The following is an 18962-nucleotide window of genomic DNA, read 5'->3' as shown; positions in this document are numbered from 1 at the left end:
TCCCCGGCACGGCCGGCGCCGATGCGCCGACCTTCCGTTTGTGTGCGGACAGCCACCGTTCGGGACTACGCCGCGACGATCGGAGCGTACGTCTCGACCAGCCGGTTTGCAAACATGTCCACCTTCGGGATCATCATCTTCTGCCGGCACACCGCGAGATCGATGTGCTTGGGCATCACCGCGCCGAGCTTCATCACCCGCGGCGCCGCGACGTTGATGTCCCACTGCGGGAAGCCGGTCGGCGGGATCACCACGCTGCCGCCCGGATACGGGCTGTCGACGCGGTTGGCGAGCACGACCGCGACGCGGTTGTCCTCGGCGCGCGGCACGGCGATGAGTTCGCGCTCGAACGGCTCGCGCAGCGCCGCCGGCCACAGGATGATATCGGCGGCGCCGATCGCGAGGCACCGCGACGTCTCCGGAAACACCGCGTCGTAACCCGACATCACGCCGATGCGGCCGAACACGGTGTCGAACACCGGATAGTCGAAGCCGGCTACCGCCCATTTGCGCTCTTCGGCGGTGAGATGCGTCTTGCGATAGCGCCCGATCTCCTTGCCCTCCGGCCCGATCAGCATCGTGGTGACATACAGCCCGGCCGCGGCGCGCTCGACGATCGGCGCCGCGATCAGGCAGCCGTAGCGGCCGGCGATCTTGGCCACCGCGGCGAGGTGCTCCGCGGCCTGATCGGCGGCAGCCGCCGCCTCGGCCGGCGTCAGGATGTAGTGCGCGCTGAAGGCGTATTCCGGCAGCGCGATCACCTTGGCGCCGAGCTTGGCGGTGTGGTCGACCATGTCGAGCACGTCATCGACGCTGCACTCCGGCGTGACGTGGATCTGCACCGCGGCGACCTTGGCGACCGACTTCGACGGGATCAGCGGACGATCGGCGACGCCGTACACCGGTGTCTTCTCATACGGCAGCGCCATGATGCCGTAGGTTTCCGGCCGGCGGTCGGCGATCTTGTCGTTGGCGGTGTAGATCGATTTGTCGGCGGCCTCATCGAGATCGATGGTGGCGATCGACATCCCGTGGGTGTCGTACGGCACCTTCGACACCACCCGCCCCTTCGGATCGACGATCATGCTGCCGCCCGGATAGTAGATCGAGCGCTCGTAGCCGGCCTTGGTGGCGGCCACCAGCCACACGCCGTTCTCGTAACTACGCGCCGGGCCCCACATGTCGGCCTGATCCATCGCGAAGAAGTTCGCCATATCGACGATCACTTCGGCGCCCTGCATCGCCATCGACCGGAAGATCTCCGGAATGCGCCCGTCGAAGCAGATCAACAGGCCGATCTTGCCGAGATCGGTATCGACCACCGGGCAGCCGCGCTCGCCGAAGGCGAACCAGTTCTGATCGTGGGTGGCGAGGAACTGCTTGTGATAGTGGCAGGCGACCTCGCCGTTGCGATCGAACATGATGCCGGTGTTGAAGATCTTCTGTTTCGCCGGATCCCACTCGGTGATGCCGCTGGCGATGTAAACGCCATGCTTGCGGCTGAGCACCGCCAGCGCCTTGACGAACGGGCCGTCGGTCAGCGTCTCGGCGAGTTCGCGGCAATGCTCCGGCGAGTCGAACAGATAGCCGGTGTCCATGCATTCCGGGAACACGATCAGTTCGGCGCCCTGCCGGACCGCGTCCTCGACGTAAGCAGTCGCCAGCGCGATGTTGAAATCGAAATCGCCCAACTTGGCGAGTGTCTGCACCGCAGCGGCGCGAAACCGGCGCTTCGTCATGTCAGTCTCCAGATTCAGATGATGGTTTGGATCGGTCGGGTCCGGCTCAGCCGGCGCCCGTCATTTCTTCACTTCCTGCCAGAAGCGATTGAGGCAGTGGCGCTTGATCGCCATGAAGTCGTCGCCGGTGGTGACCGCGAGGTCGCGCGGCCACGGCAGGCCGATCTCGACGATCTCCGCGACCTGGGTGGGCCGCCGTGTCAGCAGCACGAGTTTGTCGGCCTGCTCGATCGCCTCGTCGAGATCGTGCGACACCAGCAGCATGGTGGTCTTGGTCTTCATGAAGATCTTCTGCAGCTGTTCGCGCATCGACATCGTCATCTCGTAGTCGAGCGCCGAGAACGGCTCGTCGAGAAACAGCACCTCGGGTTCGGTGACCAGCGCGCGCAGGATCGACACCGTCTGCTGCTGGCCGCCGGACAGCGTGTACGGATAGGCGTTGAGGTCGATGCGGATCTCGAACTCCGCCAGCAGCTTCTCGATCCGGCGCGTGCGCTCGGCGCGCGGCACGCCCATCACCTTCAGCGGGTAATGGATGTTGTCGATCGCCCGCAGCCAGGGAAACAGCGCCTCGCGATAATTTTGGAAGACGTAGGAGATGCGCGTCTCGCTGATCCGCTGGCCGTCGTACAGCACCTCGCCGGCGTCCATCGGCATCAACCCGGAGATCATGTTGATCAGCGTGCTCTTGCCGCAGCCGTTCGGACCGAACACCGAGATGAACTGGCCGAGCGGCAGGTCGAGGTCGAAGCCGTCATAGACGACGGCATCGTTGAAGGTCTTGCGCAGGCCGCGGATCGTCATCTTGCGCTGCCGCGCGGGCTTGGCGGCGGGTGCTCCCATCTCGGTCATCGGCTCCGGCCGCAGTTGCAGGACGCTGCGCGCGCTCATTCGCCGAGATCCGCCTTGGTCAGCATCTTGTCGCGGACGTTGATCGGCCCCTGCACCACGCCTTCGGCGATGAACACGTCGACCAGCGCCTGATACGACTTGATATCGGTGTCGTTCAGCTCCTTGAAGCCGCGCAGATAAGGCTGCGCCACGAGGTCCAGCTGATCAGCCTTCATCGGCGTGTAGGCCGGCAGCACGGCCTTGTACTTGGCGAAGTCGGCGTTCACCAGATCAGTGGCCTGGTCGATCACTGCGACGACGCGGCGGGCGACGTCGGGGCGCTCGGTCAGAAACTTGGTGGTCATCACCGAGGCGCCCGAATAGAACGGATCGGCGATCACGCTGGCGACCGGATTGGTCATCGCCCGCTTGGCCTTGCCGGACGCCACCGCGATCGAGCCGACCGGCTCCAGCGACAGCGTCGCGTCGACCGTGCCGCCGACCACCGCCGGCACCTGCATGGCGACCGCGAGATCGACCAGTTTGACGTCCTTGTCGGGATCGAGGCCGGCGGCCTTCACCATGTGGCGCGAGATCGTACGCCACTGGATGCCGGGGACGTGGCCGAGTGTCTTGCCCTTGAGATCGGCGAAGCTCTTGATGTCGCTGTCGGGCTTGACGATCAGCCCGTCATTGATGCGGTCGACCTTGATGCCGCCGCCCTGCAGCCCGAAGATCTTCAGCTTGCCGGGAAATTTCGCCTCCGCAATCATCGCGATGCCGGCCGCGGCGCCGGGCGGGCCGAAATCGGCGCGGCCGGCGATCAGCGCGTCGATGATCTGGTTCGGCGATTCCATCTTGGCGGAGTCGATCTCGATGCAGGCCTTCTCGAACAGCTTCTGATCGAGTGCCACGTAGTACGCAGTGGTCTGCATGATCGGCAGCCACGCGGCCGACACCTTGTCCATCTTGGCGCATTCGGCGGAGGCATGGCCGGCCGTCGCCGATACGGCAGCCGCAACGACAGCGGCGCGCAGAACGAATGTCTTCATCGCAAGTCTCCTCTTGGAATGGCGGCGGTGCGGCTATTTGCCGGACCAGTGAATCAGCGAGCGTTCGAGAAACAGCAGCACGAGGTTGAGGCCATAGCCGAGCGCGCCGGCGATCAGGATCGAGCCGTACATGTCGGTGAGCGAGTAAGAGATCTGCGCATCGATGATGCGGTGGCCCATGCCGTCGGTGGCGCCGATGAACATCTCGGCGACGATGATCACCACCAGCGCCAGCGACACCGCGGTGCGCAGGCCGACGAAAGTCTGCGGCAGCGTCTCGAAGAAGATCACGTCGCGGAAGATGCGCAGCGACGACGCGCCCATCGAGCGCGCGGCGAGCACGCGGGTCTGCCGCGCGTTCATCACGCCGTAGGCGACGTTGAACACGATCACCAGCCACGCGGCGAATGCCGCCACCGCGATCTTGGCGAGATCGCCGAGCCCGAACAGCAGCAGAAACAGCGGAAACATCGCGGTTGCCGGCGTCGAGCGGAAGAAGTCGACGATGAACTCGACGGAGCGATACACCGCCGCCTTGGCGCCGAGCACGATGCCGATCGGCACGCCAGCGATGATGGCGATCGCGATCGAGTAACCGACCCGCACCATCGTATGCGCGATGTCCTTGCTCATGCTGCCCGACCACAGATTGACCGCGGTGTCGCGCAGTGTGTCCGTCGGCGGCGGCAGCAGATCCTTGTTGACCCAGCCGCCGCGCGCGGCGAGCCACCACACCACGAACAGAGCGATCGGCCCGAACGCGAGCTCACCCGCGTGGCGCAGTCGCTTGGTGGTGAGTTGCGAGATGGGATTTCGCATGACGCTCAAATGTCCGTACTAATCGGCGGCAGGTCGTGCATTCATCATCGCGCATTGCCGCCACGTGAAAACGCCCAAATGTGCAACATGATGTGCAAATTTGCATATTGAAATTTTGCTCGCCGCAGATGAATTTGTACTCATACAGAGGTCGATTGCTGTGCAGCCCGCGCAGATTCTTTGCACGTTGCGTTGGGCAGGCGTTTCTGGCGATCAAGATTGGCCTTGCACCGGCCTGTCATGATCGACGGCGCTGATCGTGCACGCCAGCGTCACGTCGCCCAGTCCGGGGTCAGGCCCAGCGCGCGCTGAGCCGATTTGATCGCCTGCGAAGGAATTCAGTTCACCGCGCCGTTGAACAGCATTGATGCAATACCAGGCGGCATCTCGTCGAAGCGCACCAGATCGACCGCACGCAATATGCCGACGAGGTTGCGTAAGAAGGTCAAGTTTTGTTCGGAGATGCGCCGCCCCATTGCGGCCCGATCATCCGCAGCCTTGTCGCCGGGGTCTCGTAAGCGTAATTTTCCGTAGCTGCGGTCAGGCTGGCGTAGCCACGAGCCGACGCTGTCAGGGAGATTTTTGCGGAATGGATACGCTCAAATACATCGCCGATCTAATCGAGCGATCATCGAAGGACGCTCCCAAAACAGGCGATCACATCACTCGCTTCCAGATGTATCGTAGCCTGAAGGATTGCCTAAAGGCTCACGATGCGCCTGGGAAAACTGCACTGAGTATCTCAGGCTCGCAGCGGATAGCGAAAGAAAGCGGCGTAACGAGTGCTACGCTGACCAACGTTCAATATCCGGAATATGATGTTTGCAATCTTCCGTTCGAGCCTGAGAGCTTCGACTTCATTTTCTCAGACCAGGTGATGGAGCATGTCCGCGGCGATATCCCGAAACTCTACCGCGATCTCGCTACCCTACTTAAGCCCGGCGGCTTCATGCTCAACGCCACGCCTTTCATCATGGAACTTCACCCGGCCCCGCTTGACTGTTGGCGTTTCGGACCGGACGGCTTGCGATGGTTGGCTGAGCAAGCTGGGCTGGATGTTATCGAGGTCGATGGATGGGGAAATCGCCTAGCGTGGCTGCATATCATGCTTGGTCACCGTATGACCCCCGTGCCCGACGACGAAACTCATCCAACTTTTAAGTTGGCTACATACAATGAGCGACACGTGCCGATCGTGGTTTGGATCATTTGCCGGAAGCCTGTCTCAGACAACAGCGCGCCAGCGGACGCCGAACTTTAACGGAAGTCCGGAATACGGAAGTCCGGAACACGCCGGCCCGCAGCAATCAGTTCGTGAGCGATCCGTTCGCCAGCGCCGCCAAGTCGACCATCGATGAGCCCGACGTCGCCCACTGTTAGCAAAATTCAAATTCACCGAAATAGCCGAAGTCGAAGCCGCCGCGCGAGCTGAGCTCTTAAGCATCCTATCGCTTCGCGAGCTTGATCGTTGAGCGCGCGACAATCCTCTAACCGGGCCAAAGCTTATCAAAATCCGCCAACGGCTTGGAGAACTGATGAAGATGCGGAAGTTCTTCAAGCTTTTTCGATTGAACAAGCATGATCAGGTTCATCCGAAGCCACGGATACATGCCTTCAACATTCGCCAGATGCGGCCTAAAAATCTCCAGCGGGACATATCGCAGCAAGTCGAATTTCGAGATCCAGTATCCTAACGGCTGCTCATTAATGTGCCCCAGCCCCGTTTGATTGAGACGCGCTGCAGAAAAGATCACAACGTCCGATGCGCTGGTTAGCATCCGCACAAATCCATTCGCCGCAGCCTCGGGCAGATGCTCGGCCACCTCAATCGTCATCGCAACGTCAAATTTCTTATTCCAATCAGTCTCGAACGTCGCGAGGTCTCGCGTCTCTATGAGCGATTGCGGGACGACCGTGTCGGCATTCCGAATATAATCGCCCTCGATGCCGATCACCTTCTCCGCGCCGAGATCGGTAGCGGCATGTAACCACGCACCGATACCGCATCCGAAGTCGATGACACTCTTGAAGGGAATTTGGTCCGAGACGATCGAAAGACACCGTCTGGCGTTCTGAATTCGCATTGCGGCATCAGCGCTATGATGCTTGTGGCCCTCAAGCCACTGTTCGGCCAAGCTCATTTTCCCGCGATCCCTTGAATTAACGACCGCCTCAGTTATGCCCTGCAGGGAGAACCGGCACAAGGCGCGCCCGACTACAGAGGCGCCGTCTTGACCGGATGCCCGCGGGGGTATTAGCGGTCAGACATAGGCCCAAGCTGCTAGCCTTCCCACTTTTCCGGTCGCAGGCGACGACCATATACCTGAACGCCCTCAGCTACGACGGCACCTGAAGAACGAATATGCGAGGCCATATTCAAACTACTTTCGAACCCTGGCTTGGAACGTCGAGTGCGACGCCTGACGTTGTTCCGATCGCAATTGCACCGAATGTGCTGTGCCTTCCCGGGCTTTCGCGAAGATGCCGATGTTGGTGTTACGCGTAGCGGACAGGCAAACACCAGTGCATCAAGTCACCGGCGTTTTCTAAGGCTGGCGCAACGAACGAGACGATCGCCCTGATGCCAGAAGTAGCGACTGCAAACTTGCCCGCAAAGATAGGTCAATTGTATCGTAGCTCCGTCTGAAGTTGCCGGGAGCGGCTTTCCGTCCTTCTTCGATCGCGTCGCCATTCCGAAACCGCTCCATTGGTCGAGTCGCAGGCATGCGCGAGCGTTGCGCTCTGAGCTTTGCAGTGCGCTCGTGCTAAGGCCGTGCAGGCATTTCAGCTTTGCATGCTGATATCGTGCAAACCATCGCGCTGCGTAAGGCTGTTTCCGAACCTCGATACAGCCCCACGCGCCGCTTCCGGCTTGACCGAGAGATCACCCGCAACAGGGCAGCCATCTCCGCGGATCAATGGATGTCCCGGTTGTGGAGCATCTAGAACCGCGCCTCGCGATTTTGTGGTGTGACCGCCCTATCGCCACGACGCAAGCCTCATACATGAACACGTCGAGCAATCACGCGCGCACGGTTCCAAGCAACTGCCGGCACGGGCTGCGATGGAGGCCGCTGAGAACGGCCCTACGGTGCACCAGCTCAGGGCTACCTTTGGCTGGCAAGATAGGCAGTGGCGTCTCACCGCGGGGGCCGCAAGGCAGCGAGTTGTCGACCGGCGCGGTCGGCTATTGGCCAGACCGTGAAGGTTCGCGTCCCCACTCAAGTTTTCGCGTGGCCACCGTGGAATTCAAACTTGAAAATCAAAGAGATAGAGGCCGCAAATGTCTGCGTGGTGCGCTCGGAGGGACTCGAACCCCCACGATTTTACTCACTGCCACCTCAAGGCAGCGCGTCTACCAATTCCGCCACGAGCGCTTGGGATCAGTCTGGGCTGGGCGCCCGACCGGATCGACGGCGCCCATTTAACAAATCAATGAAGGGGGTACAAGGCCGTCATCGACGATCTGGCGATCGCGTCAACATCTGTTTGACTTCGACCGCGATGCGGTTGCGATCGACCAGCACAACACCGCTGGCGATCGGCATGTTATTGGCAAGGATCTTGACCTCGTCGGCCTCGCTGGCGTCCAGTTCGATGATGGCGCCGCGGCTGAGGCGCAAAACCTGGTGAATCGGCATCGAAGTGGTGCCGAGCACCACCATGAGGTCGACCGGGACTTTATCGAGTGTTGGCACTGGAATCCGAACTGCTGAGGCGTGGAACTGTGCGAGCTTGACCACGGTATGGTTATCCAATGATTAACGCCCCCGCCTCCGCCCGTCAGACGCTGGATCTGGCCGGTTTTGCGCCCGTCGCCGGCGGTCCCCCGGCCGAATGGCTGATCTCGGATGCGCCGATTCCCTATTCCGATGCTGTCGCGACGATGGAATCGCGCGCTGCGGCCATCGCGGCCGGCGAATCGGCCGAGCTGATCTGGCTGCTCGAGCACCCCCCGCTCTACACCTCCGGCACCAGCGGCCAGGCCACCGACCTGCTCGACCCGCGGTTTCCGCTGTTCGCCACCGGACGCGGCGGCCAATTGACCTATCACGGCCCCGGCCAGCGCGTGGCCTATGTCATGCTCGACTTGAAGCGCCGGCGCCCCGACGTCCGCGCCTATGTGGCGGCGCTCGAGCAGCTCATCATCGCCACGCTCGGCGCCTTCAACGTCCGCGGTGAGCGGCGTGAAGACCGAGTCGGGGTCTGGGTCGCCCGCCCCGACAAGGGCGCCGGCTTCGAGGACAAGATCGCGGCGATCGGCGTGCGGTTGAAGCGCTGGGTGTCGCTGCACGGCATCGCCATCAATGTCGAGCCGGACCTCAGCCACTTCCAGGCGATCGTCCCCTGCGGCATCAGCGACCCGCGCTACGGCGTCACCAGCCTGGTCGATCTCGGCCTGCCGGTGACGATGCCGGACGTCGACGTCGCGCTGCGGGCGGCATTCACTGAGATTTTCGGGCCGGTGGTTGCGGTCCCGACGGCGCAGCGCTGACAGCCGCCACGATCGCGGGCACCTGCTCGTTTGCGCCGCTTCCGATTGCTGGAGGGTTGGGTACTGACCCGGTCCTTGGCGGGGTGCGATGAATAGCCGATCCGCGCAAATTGTTCCGCATCACGACATCCTGCCGGGATTTTACGGAGGTGCCGCAACGGAAAGCTAAGGATGAAACCGGGCTGCCGGCCCGATGACGGACCGAACCAACGGTTTGATCATTCCTACGCCTCACGCTGCTTCCGAAATTCGAATATTCAAACAGAACCCTTCCAACGGGTCGAGATTGGTCCATGCACAGAGACGACCGCACGACCGCAGACGCCGAAATCCGGCTGCTCGCTCTCGACAAGGCTCCCGACGCAGTGGTGATCATCGATGTCGATCACCGCGTCACCTACTTCAACGTTGCAGCAGAGGCACTGTGGGATCTCGATCGCGCGGCAGTGCTGGGCCGTCACGTCGTCTGTCTGGGCGTCGAAGAACTCCGCCAGCCGGTCAGCGCGCCCGGTCTGACGCAAGGCGACAGCGTTCATTGCGAGATCGGCATCGTGGACCGCCACGGCAATTTCACCCCCGCGGCGCTGTCGGTGGTCCGCGCCGAGATCGCCGGCGCGACCTACACGATTGCCCGTGCGCGCGAGATCGCGCTCGACATCGAGCTGCCGGAAAGCATCGCGATGCTGCGGTCGATCACCGACCGGACCAATCGCGCCGTATTCGTCACCGACGCCGAGCAGAACATCATCTACACCAACCCCGCCTTCACCCGGATGTTCGGCTACACGCCGCGTCAGGCCAAGGGGCGCCGCCCGACCGACCTGCTGGCCGGCCGCTACACCAATCGCCGCTCGCTCGCCGGCTTGCGACGGGCGCTGCGCGACAATGGCGGCGGCGAACAGGAGATCCTGGCCTACGACAAGAACGGCGAGGAGATCTGGATCTCGGCCGACATCAAGGCGCTGCGCAGCGGCAGCGGCAAGTCCGACTACATGTTCGCGCTGCTGACCGACATCTCCGAGTCCAAGCAGCTGCGCTCGTTGCAGCAGCTGACGCTGGCGTTGCTGGCCGACGAACTTGCCATCACCGAGATCGCCGACCGACTCTGCCGGCTGGTGGAGACGATCGCGCCCGACGTCATTTCGTCGCTGCTGCATATCGACGCCGCTGGCCTGATCCACCCGCTCGGCGGCCCGAGCTTGCCGCCGGACTACTCGCAGGCGCTGGACGGGATCGCGATCGGCGCAGCGGTCGGCTCCTGCGGCACTGCGGCTTACATCGGCAGGCCGGTGCTGGCGATGGACATCGACAGCGATCCCGCCTGGCAGCCCTACAAGGATCGGCTGCTCTCGGTCGGCGTGCGCGCCTGCTGGTCGTCGCCGATCAAGTCCAAGGACGGCCGCGTGATCGGGACCTTCGCGTTCTACTTCCGCGAGTGCCGGGCACCGAGCCGCTGGCATCGCCAGATTATCGACTCCTGCGTCGATCTCGGCGCGCTCGCGATCGAGCGCAAGGAATCCCGCGCGCAGATCGAGCGGCTGGCCTATCACGACATGCTCACCGGCCTACCCAATCGCGCCCGGCTGCGCGATCTGATCTCAGCCGCGACGAACTCCTGCGCACCGGGCGAGCACGTTGCCCTGGCCTTCCTCGACGTCGACAATTTCAAGGACGTCAACGACACGCTCGGCCATTCGGCCGGCGACGAGTTTCTCGTCGAGTTCGCGCACCGCCTGCGCGCGCAACTCGGGCCGCACGATATGCTCGGCCGGCTCGGCGGCGACGAATTCGTCATCGTGATGCCCGGCCGGAGCGCCGCCGAGGCCGGCCAGCTTGCGGCACGGATCTCGGCGGCACTGACGCCGCCGCTCGGCATCGGCACGCGCCAGGTCCCGATGTCCGCGAGCATCGGCATCAGCCTCTATCCCGACCATGCCGCCGACATCGACATGCTGATCCGTCAGGCCGACACCGCGATGTATCAGGCCAAGCGTGCCGGCCGCGCCACCTGGCGGTTCTTCAGCGCCGAGATGAACGGACTTGCCGAAGAACGCATGGCCTACAGCACGGCGCTGCGGCTCGCGGTCGCCAACGAGGAACTGGAGCTGCGCTATCAGCCGCAGATCAGCACGTCCGATGGCGCTATTCACGGCGTCGAAGCGCTGGCGCGCTGGTGCGATCCGCTGCTCGGCGAGGTCTCGCCCGCCAAATTCATCCCGCTTGCCGAAGATTGCGGTCTGATCGAGCAGATCGCGCTGTGGTCGATCCGCGCCGCGTGCCGGCAAATGGTGCTGTGGCGCAACCAGGGGGTCGACATTCCCTACGTCTCGGTCAACCTGTCGCCGACCAATTTCCAGAAAGCCAACCTCGCCTGCGTCGTCGCCGACATTCTCGCCGAGCACCGGCTGCCGCCCGACGTGCTGATGCTCGAGGTGACCGAAAGCGTCGTGCAGAACGAGCGCCCCCAGGCGATCGAAACGATGAATGCGCTGCGCGCCCTCGGTGTCGGCTTGTCGCTCGACGATTTCGGCACCGGCTATTCCAGCCTCAGCCGGCTGACGCAGCTGCCGATCCGCGAACTCAAGATCGACCGCAGCTTCATGCGCGACATCGAAAGCAACGCCAATGCGCGCGCGATCGTCACCACCGTGGTCCGCGTCGGCCAGAGCCTGGAGCTGACCGTGGTGGCCGAGGGCGTCGAGACCGAAGGCCAGCTTGCGCTGCTGACGGAATTGGGCTGCGACGTGGTGCAGGGCTTTCTGTACGCACCGGCACTGCGGCCCTGCGAATTCGAGAACTGGCTGCTGGATTACACCGCACGCAGGGCGAACGCGATGATGCGCCGCCTCGGCGGCGCGGCGCTGGAGACGTCAACCCATCCGGCGACGCACATCGCGCCGCCGCGGCGCGACAGCGGACGCGCTCTGCAGCACTGAACTGATTACTTCGAGATCAGCTCGCGAATCCGCGCCGCCAGCGTATCGACCGCGAACGGCTTGGTCAGCACCGCCATGCCCGGCTCGAGTTGCCCGTTGTTCAGCAGCGCATTCTCGGCAAAGCCGGTGATGAACAGGACGTTGAGGCCGGGCCGCGTCTCACGCGCCGCATCGGCCAACTGCCGGCCGTTCATGCCGCCCGGCAGCCCGACGTCGGTGACCAGCAGATCGATCCGCGCGTCGGATTGCAGCACTTTCAACCCGCCGAGGCTGTCGGCGGCCTCCAGCGCGGTGTAGCCGAGATCGCCGAGCACATCGGCGACCAGCATGCGCACCGTGGGCTCATCGTCGACGATCAGAACGGTTTCGCCGGTCTGGGCGAACGGGATCACGCCGGAGTCGGGACTGCGCTCGTCTTCCTCGGCCTCGCCGCGATGACGGGGCAGATAGATGCAGACCATCGTGCCTTCGCCGACCTCGGAATAGATCCGCACCTGGCCACCGGACTGCTGCGCGAAGCCGTAGATCATCGACAGGCCGAGCCCGGTGCCCTTGCCGATCGGCTTGGTGGTGAAGAACGGGTCGAACGCCTTGGCGATGACGTCGCGGCTCATGCCGGTGCCGGTGTCGGACACGCACAGCGAGACATACTGCCCGGTCGGGATGTCGTAGATCTTCGCCTGCGCCCGGTCGATCCAGCGGTTGCCGGTCTCGATCGTGATCTTGCCGCCGTCCGGCATCGCGTCGCGGGCGTTGATGCACAGGTTGAGCAGCGCGCTTTCGAGCTGCGGCACGTCAACCAGCACCGGCCACAGCCCGCTGGCGCCGACGTGTTGGACCTCGATCCCCGGCCCCACCGTGCGCTGGATCAGATCGAGCATCCCGCTCACCAGCCGGTTGACGTTGGCGGCGGTCGGCGTCAGCGTCTGGCGCCGCGCGAAGGCGAGCAGCCGATGCGTCAGCGACGCCGCCCGCTTCACGGCGCCTTGCGCCGCCACCATGTATTTGTCGACTTCGCCGAGCCGGCCCTGACGGATACGGGCGCTCATCATCTCCAGGCTGCCGGAGATGCCGGCCAGCAGATTGTTGAAGTCGTGCGCCAGGCCGCCAGTGAGCTGGCCGACCGCTTCCATCTTCTGCGATTGCCGAAGCTGCGCTTCGGAGCGCATCAACTCGGCGCGGCTCTCGGCGATACGCTGCTCCAGGGTCTCGTTCAAGGCGCGCAACTCGGCGATGGCGCGGTCGCGCTCTTCGACCAGCGCCCGGCGATCGTCGACGTCGATCAGCACGCCGGGGAAGCTCAGCGGGGTGCCGTCGGGGCCGTGATCGACACGGCCGTTGGCTTCGAGCCAGTAGTACTTGCCGTCGGCGCGGCGCACCCGGTACTGATGCGCATACGGACCGCCACGGCGGATCGCTTCGGCGATCGCTTCCGCGAGCCCGGCCTGATCGTCGGGATGCACGGTCTCCACGACCTGCGCCAGGCTGAGGCCTTCGCGGCCCTTGGCCGGGTCGAGACCGAACGAGCGCGCGAACGCCTCGTCGACGGTGAAGCGGTCGCTCGGCAGATCCCATAGCCATGTGCCGATAATGGCGCCGGCGGCGAGCGCGAGTTGCACCCGCTGCACGTTCTCGCGCGCGATCGTCTCGCTCTCGCGCAGCGCCACCTCGGATTGCTTGCGGGCCGTGATGTCGCGGAACAGCACCGAGACCTGACGCAGTTCCGGCGGTTCGAGCCGGGTAGCGGAGACCTCTATGATGCGGTTGATCGCGAGAAACTCGCGCTCGAAATGGATCGGCTGACCAGTCAGCAGCACTTTGCGATACAGCTCGGCCCAGCCGTCGGCTTCGTCCGGCACCAGATCGCGTAGCGTGCGGCCGACGATGTTGGGAATCCCGGTCTGCTTCTCGTAGCCGGCATTGGCTTCGATATGCATGTAGTCGCTGAGTGGCCCGTGCGGACCGTCGAAGAATTCGATGATGCAGAAGCCATCGTCGATTGCTTCGAACAGTGCGCGGTAGCGGGCCTCGCTGCGGCCGACCGCATCGTTCGCGGCTCTCTGGTTGGCCAGCGCCTGCTGAAGCTTGGCGTTGGCCTCCTCGAGCGCCTTGCTGCTCCGCATCGACTCGGTGTTCTCAAGGCAACCGCCGAAAAAGCCGGCTACGGCGCCGTCGTCGAGCCGCACCGGCGTGTAGAAATAGGTGAACCAGGTCTCCTCGTCGTAGCCCTTGCGCCGCATGCGCAGCGGCAGGTTCTGCTGCGACAGCGCCTCCCCCGCATAAGCGCGGCTGACCAGAGGCTCGAGGTCGGACCAGATTTCAGGCCAGACCTCGCGAAAGCTACGCCCCAGCGCATCCGGATGGCGGCCGGCCAGCAGTTCGACGTATGCGTCGTTGTAGAGCAGCGTCTGATGTGGCCCCCAGACCACGAAGCACGGGATCGCCGACGACAGCATCGTCGCCGCAGTAATCTGAAGCGGCGGCGACCAGCGATCGGGCGGGCCGAGCGGCGTCGCAGCCCAATCATGGGCGTGCACGGCGGCGTGCATCCCGGCCAGGTTCGGCAGTCCCAATTGCGATTCAGACACGGTCGGCGTTCGGCTTCATTGGCTCACGGAGACACGGCTGGTCGAGGCTCAGCTCGATCGGGAAGTTGCCGACCTGGATTTCCCGAACGCGCCGGCCTGACAATGTTCGAACGCCGGCTTCGTTGCATCTGCCATCAAAAGATATGACTGTCAAAAAACCCAGCGAAACAGCGACCCGGTCGACGTCAACACACGCGCGCCGTCGCGTCGTCAGTCTAGAATGTGTCTAGGCCGCTTTATCGATTGATTGAAGCGACAACGCCTCCGCAACTGCGGATTCGTCATCCTGAGAGCCTGGCCGAAAATGCGGCCCTTAAAATTCTGCACTTTCCTATCAACGCGTCATGCCCGGCCTTGTGCCGCTGCTGTCCGGTTTAGACAAAACGTTTGCGACTTGCTGCCACGACTCGCCATTGGTGCAATTCGCCTTGACAAGATTCGATCTTTTGGAGATCGCGCCTCGGCGGCATGACAGGTGGGGGTGCCGGCGGCGACCACAATCGAGCCATTCGCAGGGGTTTGCCTAAGGTTAGCAAGTATTCGAGTGACGGCGGAACAGCCGTAAGTGACTCACACGACTCGCAGTTTTGCCTTCCAACTTAAACCGGACAGCAGTGGCACAGGGCCGGGCATGACGCGTGGAAAGGTAGGTGCCTAGCAGAGAGACCCTTCTTTTGGCTGTGGACCGCGTAGTCGGCCGAGGTGGTTTGGGCGTCGCGCCGCGATATTGTCGCAATTGAGCAACAATGTTGTAGGAATGCATCACCCGATTGCCTGACGGGCGATTGTCCGCTTTCGTTGACCCATTGCCAGAATGACCACTGCAGAGACGTCGGCCCAATCCGTTGACGACACGTCGATCGCCGAGCCGCGCACCGCCACCTGGCGCAAGCTGCTGGCGCCGATTTCGGTCGGCTTGGCACTGTTGTCGGCCTTTCTGACCTTCGTCGTGCTGACCGGCCTGACGCCGATCTCGCCGAGCCGCGACGTCGTGATCACCTTCCTGCTCATCAACGGCGCCACGATCGCGCTCTTGGTCGGGATCATCGTCCACGAGGTCTGGAAGATCATCCAGGCGCGGCGGCGCGGCCGAGCGGCGGCGCGGCTGCACGTTCAGGTCGTCAGCCTGTTTTCGGTGATCGCGGTGCTGCCTGCGGTGCTGGTGTCGATCGTCGCCAACGTCACGCTCGACCGCGGCCTCGACCGGCTGTTCTCCGGCCCGACTCGGGCGGTGATCCAGAATTCACTGATCGTCGCCAATGCCTATCTGCACGAGCACGGCCAGCTGATCCGCGGCGACATTCTCGGCATGGCCAATGACATCTCCCATGCGCGGCCGCTGTTCGACCAGGACCGCAAGTCTTTTCAGGAGTTTCTGACCGCCAGCGCCAAGACCCGCAATCTGCCGGGCGCGATGCTGATCGACAAGAATCGCGAGGTGCTGGCTTCGGCCCAGACCGGCATCCAGCGCGATTTCGATACGCCGGCGCCTGAATTTCTCAGCAATGTCGACGACAGCGAGCCGCAGATCGCGGTGTTCATCGAGGCCAACTACGTTGCCGCGGTGATCCGGCTGAAGGGCTTCGACGACACCTTCCTGTATGTGGCGCGGCTGCTCGATCCGCGGGTGGTGGCGCAACTGCGCCAGACCCAGGCGAGCGTTGCGGAATATGCCGAGATCGAGTCGCGCCGGCTCGGCGTGCAGGTCGCGTTCGCGCTGATGTTCACCGTGATCGCGCTGACGGTGCTGATGTCGGCGGTGCTGCTCGGGCTCAACTTCGCCAACTGGCTGGTGGCCCCGATCCGCCGCCTGATGGGCGCTGCCAAGCTGGTCTCGACCGGCGACCTGCAGGTCCAGGTGCCGGTGTTCAAATCCGAGGGCGATCTGTCGCAACTCGGCGAGACCTTCAACAAGATGACGCAGGAGCTGCGGACCCAGCGCGACGAACTGGTCAGCGCCAGCGACCTGATCGATAGCCGGCGCCGCTTCATCGAGGCGGTGCTGTCGTCGGCCTCGGCCGGCATCATCGGCGTCGACGGATCGCTCAGCATCGGCATCCTCAATCGCTCGGCCGAGAAGCTGATCGGCCATTCGGAGTCGGAGACGCTCGGCCATCCGCTGTCGGAAGTCATTCCTGAGCTCGACGAGATGATGGCGAATGCGCGCGAAGGCTCGCAGCGGCTGGTGCAGGGCCAGATCACCATCAACCGCGACGGTCGCGAGCGCATCCTGTCGGTCCGGGTGACGCCGGAGCAGACCGGGCATACCCGCGACAGTTACATCATCACGCTGGACGACATCACCGAGCTGGTTTCGGCGCAGCGCACCTCGGCATGGGGTGACGTCGCGCGCCGGATCGCGCACGAGATCAAGAATCCGCTGACCCCGATCCAGCTCTCGGCGGAGCGGATCAAGCGCAAGTTCGGCAAAGTCATCGTCGAAGACAAAGGCATCTTCGAACAATGCACCGACACCATTGTGCGCCAGGTCGACGACATCCGACGCATGGTCGACGAATTCTCGCGGTTCGCGCGGATGCCGAAGCCGGTGATCGAAGGCGAGGACGTCGCCGACACTGTGCGGCAGGTGGTGTTCCTGATGCGGGTCGGCCATCCCGATGTCGATGTCGAAGCCGACATCAAGGACGAACCGCTGCGCGCGCGATTTGATCGGCGCCTGATCTCGCAGGCGCTCACCAACATCATCAAGAACGCCGCCGAGGCGATCGAGGCGGTGCCGCCGGAAGAACTCGGCAAGGGCAAGATCGAGGTCGTCGCGGCGCGCGACGGCGACGACATCGTCATCGACGTCATCGACAACGGCATCGGTTTGCCCAAACAAAGCCGTTCGCGTCTGCTCGAACCCTACGTGACCACGCGCGAGAAGGGCACCGGGCTCGGTCTTGCGATCGTCGGACGCGTGCTGGTCGATCATGGCGGCGGTATCGAACTGAATGACGCATCCGAAGTTAGGCCCGGCCAACGCGGGGCGTGGATGCGATTGCGGTTCGCGATGTCCGGTCAGCCCGTGGCGCCGCCGGCCGGTGAACCAAAAGCCAAAGCGGGCAACGAAACAACGAGAGAAGTCGCGAGCAGCGGCTGAACTGACAGGCGTGACACATGGCGAATGACATCCTGATCGTCGACGACGAAGCGGATATCCGCGATCTCGTTGCCGGCATCCTCGAGGACGAGGGCTTCAGCACCCGCACCGCGCGCGACAGCGATTCCGCACTGGCGGAGATCGCGACGCGTCGTCCGCATCTGATCTTTCTCGACATCTGGCTGCAGGGCAGCAAGCTCGACGGCCTGCAATTGCTCGAGCAGATCAAGAAGGAACATGCCGAAGTGCCGGTGGTGATGATCTCCGGCCACGGCAACATCGAAACCGCGGTCGCGGCGATCAAGCGCGGCGCGTATGATTTCATCGAGAAGCCGTTCAAGGCCGACCGGCTGATCCTGGTGGCGACGCGCGCGCTGGAGACCTCGCGGCTGAAACGCGAAGTGCGCGAGCTGAAACAGCAGGCGCCGTCGGCCTCGACGCTGATGGGCCGCTCGGCCTGCATGAACCAGCTGCGCCAGACCATCGAGCGTGCCGCCAAGGCCAACAGCCGGATCATGATCGTCGGCCCGTCCGGCTCCGGCAAGGAACTCGCCGCGCGCACGCTGCACAACGCCTCGAGCCGCGCCGACGGTCCGTTCGTGGTGATCAATGCCGCGGCGATCACGCCGGAGCGGATGGAGGTCGAGCTGTTCGGCATCGAGCCCAACGGCGAGCATCCGCGCAAGGCAGGCGCGCTCGAAGAGGCGCATGGCGGCACGCTGTTCATCGACGAGATCGCCGACATGCCGCGCGAGACCCAGAACAAGATCCTGCGCGTCCTGGTCGAGCAGACGTTTCAGCGTTCGGGCGGCACGGCGAAAGTGAACGTCGACGTCCGCATCATCTCGTCGACCGCGCGCAATCTGGAAGAAGAGATTTCGGCCGGCCGGTTCCGCGAAGATTTGTATCACCGGCTGTCGGTGGTGCCGATCCGGGTGCCGCCGCTGTCGGAGCGCCGCGAGGACATTCCCGAACTGATCGAGTACTTCATGGATCAGATCTCGGCCGCGACCGGCCTGCCGAAGCGGCAGATGGGGCAGGACGCGATGGCGGTGCTGCAGTCGCATGTCTGGCCCGGCAACGTCCGCCAGCTGCGCAATAACGTCGAGCGCGTGATGATTTTGGCCGGCGGCGGACCGGATGCGGTGATCACCGCCGACATGCTGCCGCAGGACGTCGGCTCGATGGTGCCGACGATGCCGACCGGCAACAACGGCGAGCACATCATGGGCCTGCCGCTGCGCGAGGCGCGCGAAGTATTCGAGCGCGATTACTTGATCGCGCAGATCAGCCGGTTCTCCGGCAACATCTCGCGCACGGCCGAATTCGTCGGCATGGAACGCTCGGCGCTGCACCGCAAGCTCAAGGCGCTCGGCGTCGGCTGATCCGTTTCTTCCAC

General features: G+C 63.7%; 13 protein-coding genes and 1 tRNA gene. 5 read left to right on the top strand and 9 right to left on the bottom strand.

Annotated elements, in window-relative coordinates; genetic code table 11:
- Window positions 1-65 precede the first annotated feature (65 nt).
- From D4Q52_RS01025 to D4Q52_RS26370, 5 genes are all read right to left on the bottom strand, one after another.
- Window positions 66-1739 carry a carbon-nitrogen hydrolase family protein gene (locus D4Q52_RS01025; RefSeq protein WP_119854667.1) on the bottom strand — a complete coding sequence of 558 codons (1674 nt, stop codon included), beginning with the start codon at window positions 1737-1739 and terminating at the stop codon, window positions 66-68.
- A gap of 60 nt (window positions 1740-1799) precedes the next feature.
- On the bottom strand, window positions 1800-2630 hold the full coding sequence (locus D4Q52_RS01020) for an ABC transporter ATP-binding protein (RefSeq protein WP_119854666.1): 831 nt from the start codon (window positions 2628-2630) through the stop codon (window positions 1800-1802).
- Window positions 2627-3622, bottom strand: a complete 996-nt coding sequence (locus D4Q52_RS01015) for an ABC transporter substrate-binding protein (RefSeq protein WP_119854665.1) — start codon at window positions 3620-3622, stop codon at window positions 2627-2629. The genes D4Q52_RS01020 and D4Q52_RS01015 overlap by 4 nt, the downstream gene beginning before the upstream one ends.
- A gap of 33 nt (window positions 3623-3655) precedes the next feature.
- Window positions 3656-4441 (bottom strand): ABC transporter permease, encoded by a 786-nt coding sequence (locus D4Q52_RS01010; protein ID WP_119854664.1) that lies wholly within the window; start codon window positions 4439-4441, stop codon window positions 3656-3658.
- 338 nt (window positions 4442-4779) lie between these two features.
- Window positions 4780-4917: a hypothetical protein gene (locus D4Q52_RS26370; RefSeq protein WP_182915182.1), complete on the bottom strand. Its 138-nt coding sequence runs from the start codon at window positions 4915-4917 to the stop codon at window positions 4780-4782.
- A gap of 113 nt (window positions 4918-5030) precedes the next feature.
- Here D4Q52_RS26370 and D4Q52_RS01005 point away from each other — a divergent pair, with 113 nt between their 5' ends.
- Window positions 5031-5702, top strand: coding sequence for a class I SAM-dependent methyltransferase (locus D4Q52_RS01005; RefSeq protein WP_182915181.1), 672 nt, complete (start codon window positions 5031-5033; stop codon window positions 5700-5702).
- A gap of 226 nt (window positions 5703-5928) precedes the next feature.
- Here the strand turns inward: D4Q52_RS01005 and D4Q52_RS01000 are convergent, their stop codons facing one another.
- The 3 genes from D4Q52_RS01000 to D4Q52_RS00990 form a co-directional block, all read right to left on the bottom strand.
- Entirely contained in the window at window positions 5929-6582 is a 654-nt protein-coding gene (locus tag D4Q52_RS01000) for a methyltransferase domain-containing protein (protein WP_119854662.1), read from the bottom strand.
- A 1151-nt stretch (window positions 6583-7733) separates the two neighbouring features.
- A tRNA-Leu gene (locus tag D4Q52_RS00995) sits at window positions 7734-7818 on the bottom strand.
- Window positions 7819-7896: 78 nt separating this feature from the next.
- Window positions 7897-8139: a FliM/FliN family flagellar motor switch protein gene (locus D4Q52_RS00990; protein ID WP_119854661.1), complete on the bottom strand. Its 243-nt coding sequence runs from the start codon at window positions 8137-8139 to the stop codon at window positions 7897-7899.
- Window positions 8140-8198: 59 nt separating this feature from the next.
- Here D4Q52_RS00990 and lipB point away from each other — a divergent pair, with 59 nt between their 5' ends.
- Window positions 8199-8936, top strand: coding sequence for a lipoyl(octanoyl) transferase LipB (lipB, locus tag D4Q52_RS00985; RefSeq protein WP_119854660.1), 738 nt, complete (start codon window positions 8199-8201; stop codon window positions 8934-8936).
- Between the two features lie 293 nt (window positions 8937-9229).
- Window positions 9230-11872 carry an EAL domain-containing protein gene (locus tag D4Q52_RS00980; RefSeq protein WP_119854659.1) on the top strand — a complete coding sequence of 881 codons (2643 nt, stop codon included), beginning with the start codon at window positions 9230-9232 and terminating at the stop codon, window positions 11870-11872.
- Window positions 11873-11877: 5 nt separating this feature from the next.
- Here the strand turns inward: D4Q52_RS00980 and D4Q52_RS00975 are convergent, their stop codons facing one another.
- Window positions 11878-14421 (bottom strand): PAS domain-containing hybrid sensor histidine kinase/response regulator, encoded by a 2544-nt coding sequence (locus D4Q52_RS00975; protein WP_119854847.1) that lies wholly within the window; start codon window positions 14419-14421, stop codon window positions 11878-11880.
- An 853-nt stretch (window positions 14422-15274) separates the two neighbouring features.
- Between D4Q52_RS00975 and D4Q52_RS00970 the strand changes: the two genes are divergently transcribed.
- Together D4Q52_RS00970 and D4Q52_RS00965 are read left to right on the top strand one after the other, a co-directional pair.
- Complete coding sequence (locus tag D4Q52_RS00970) at window positions 15275-17563, top strand: sensor histidine kinase NtrY-like (protein ID WP_119854658.1); 2289 nt, start codon at window positions 15275-15277, stop codon at window positions 17561-17563.
- Between the two features lie 17 nt (window positions 17564-17580).
- Window positions 17581-18948, top strand: a complete 1368-nt coding sequence (locus D4Q52_RS00965) for a sigma-54-dependent transcriptional regulator (protein ID WP_119854657.1) — start codon at window positions 17581-17583, stop codon at window positions 18946-18948.
- Window positions 18949-18962: the final 14 nt, after the last annotated feature.

The sequence above is a fragment of the Rhodopseudomonas palustris genome (assembly GCF_003591005.1).
Lineage (GTDB): Bacteria > Pseudomonadota > Alphaproteobacteria > Rhizobiales > Xanthobacteraceae > Rhodopseudomonas > Rhodopseudomonas palustris_K.
Note: the sequence above shows the minus strand (reverse complement) of the source record. Positions and strands in the feature narration are given on the sequence as shown.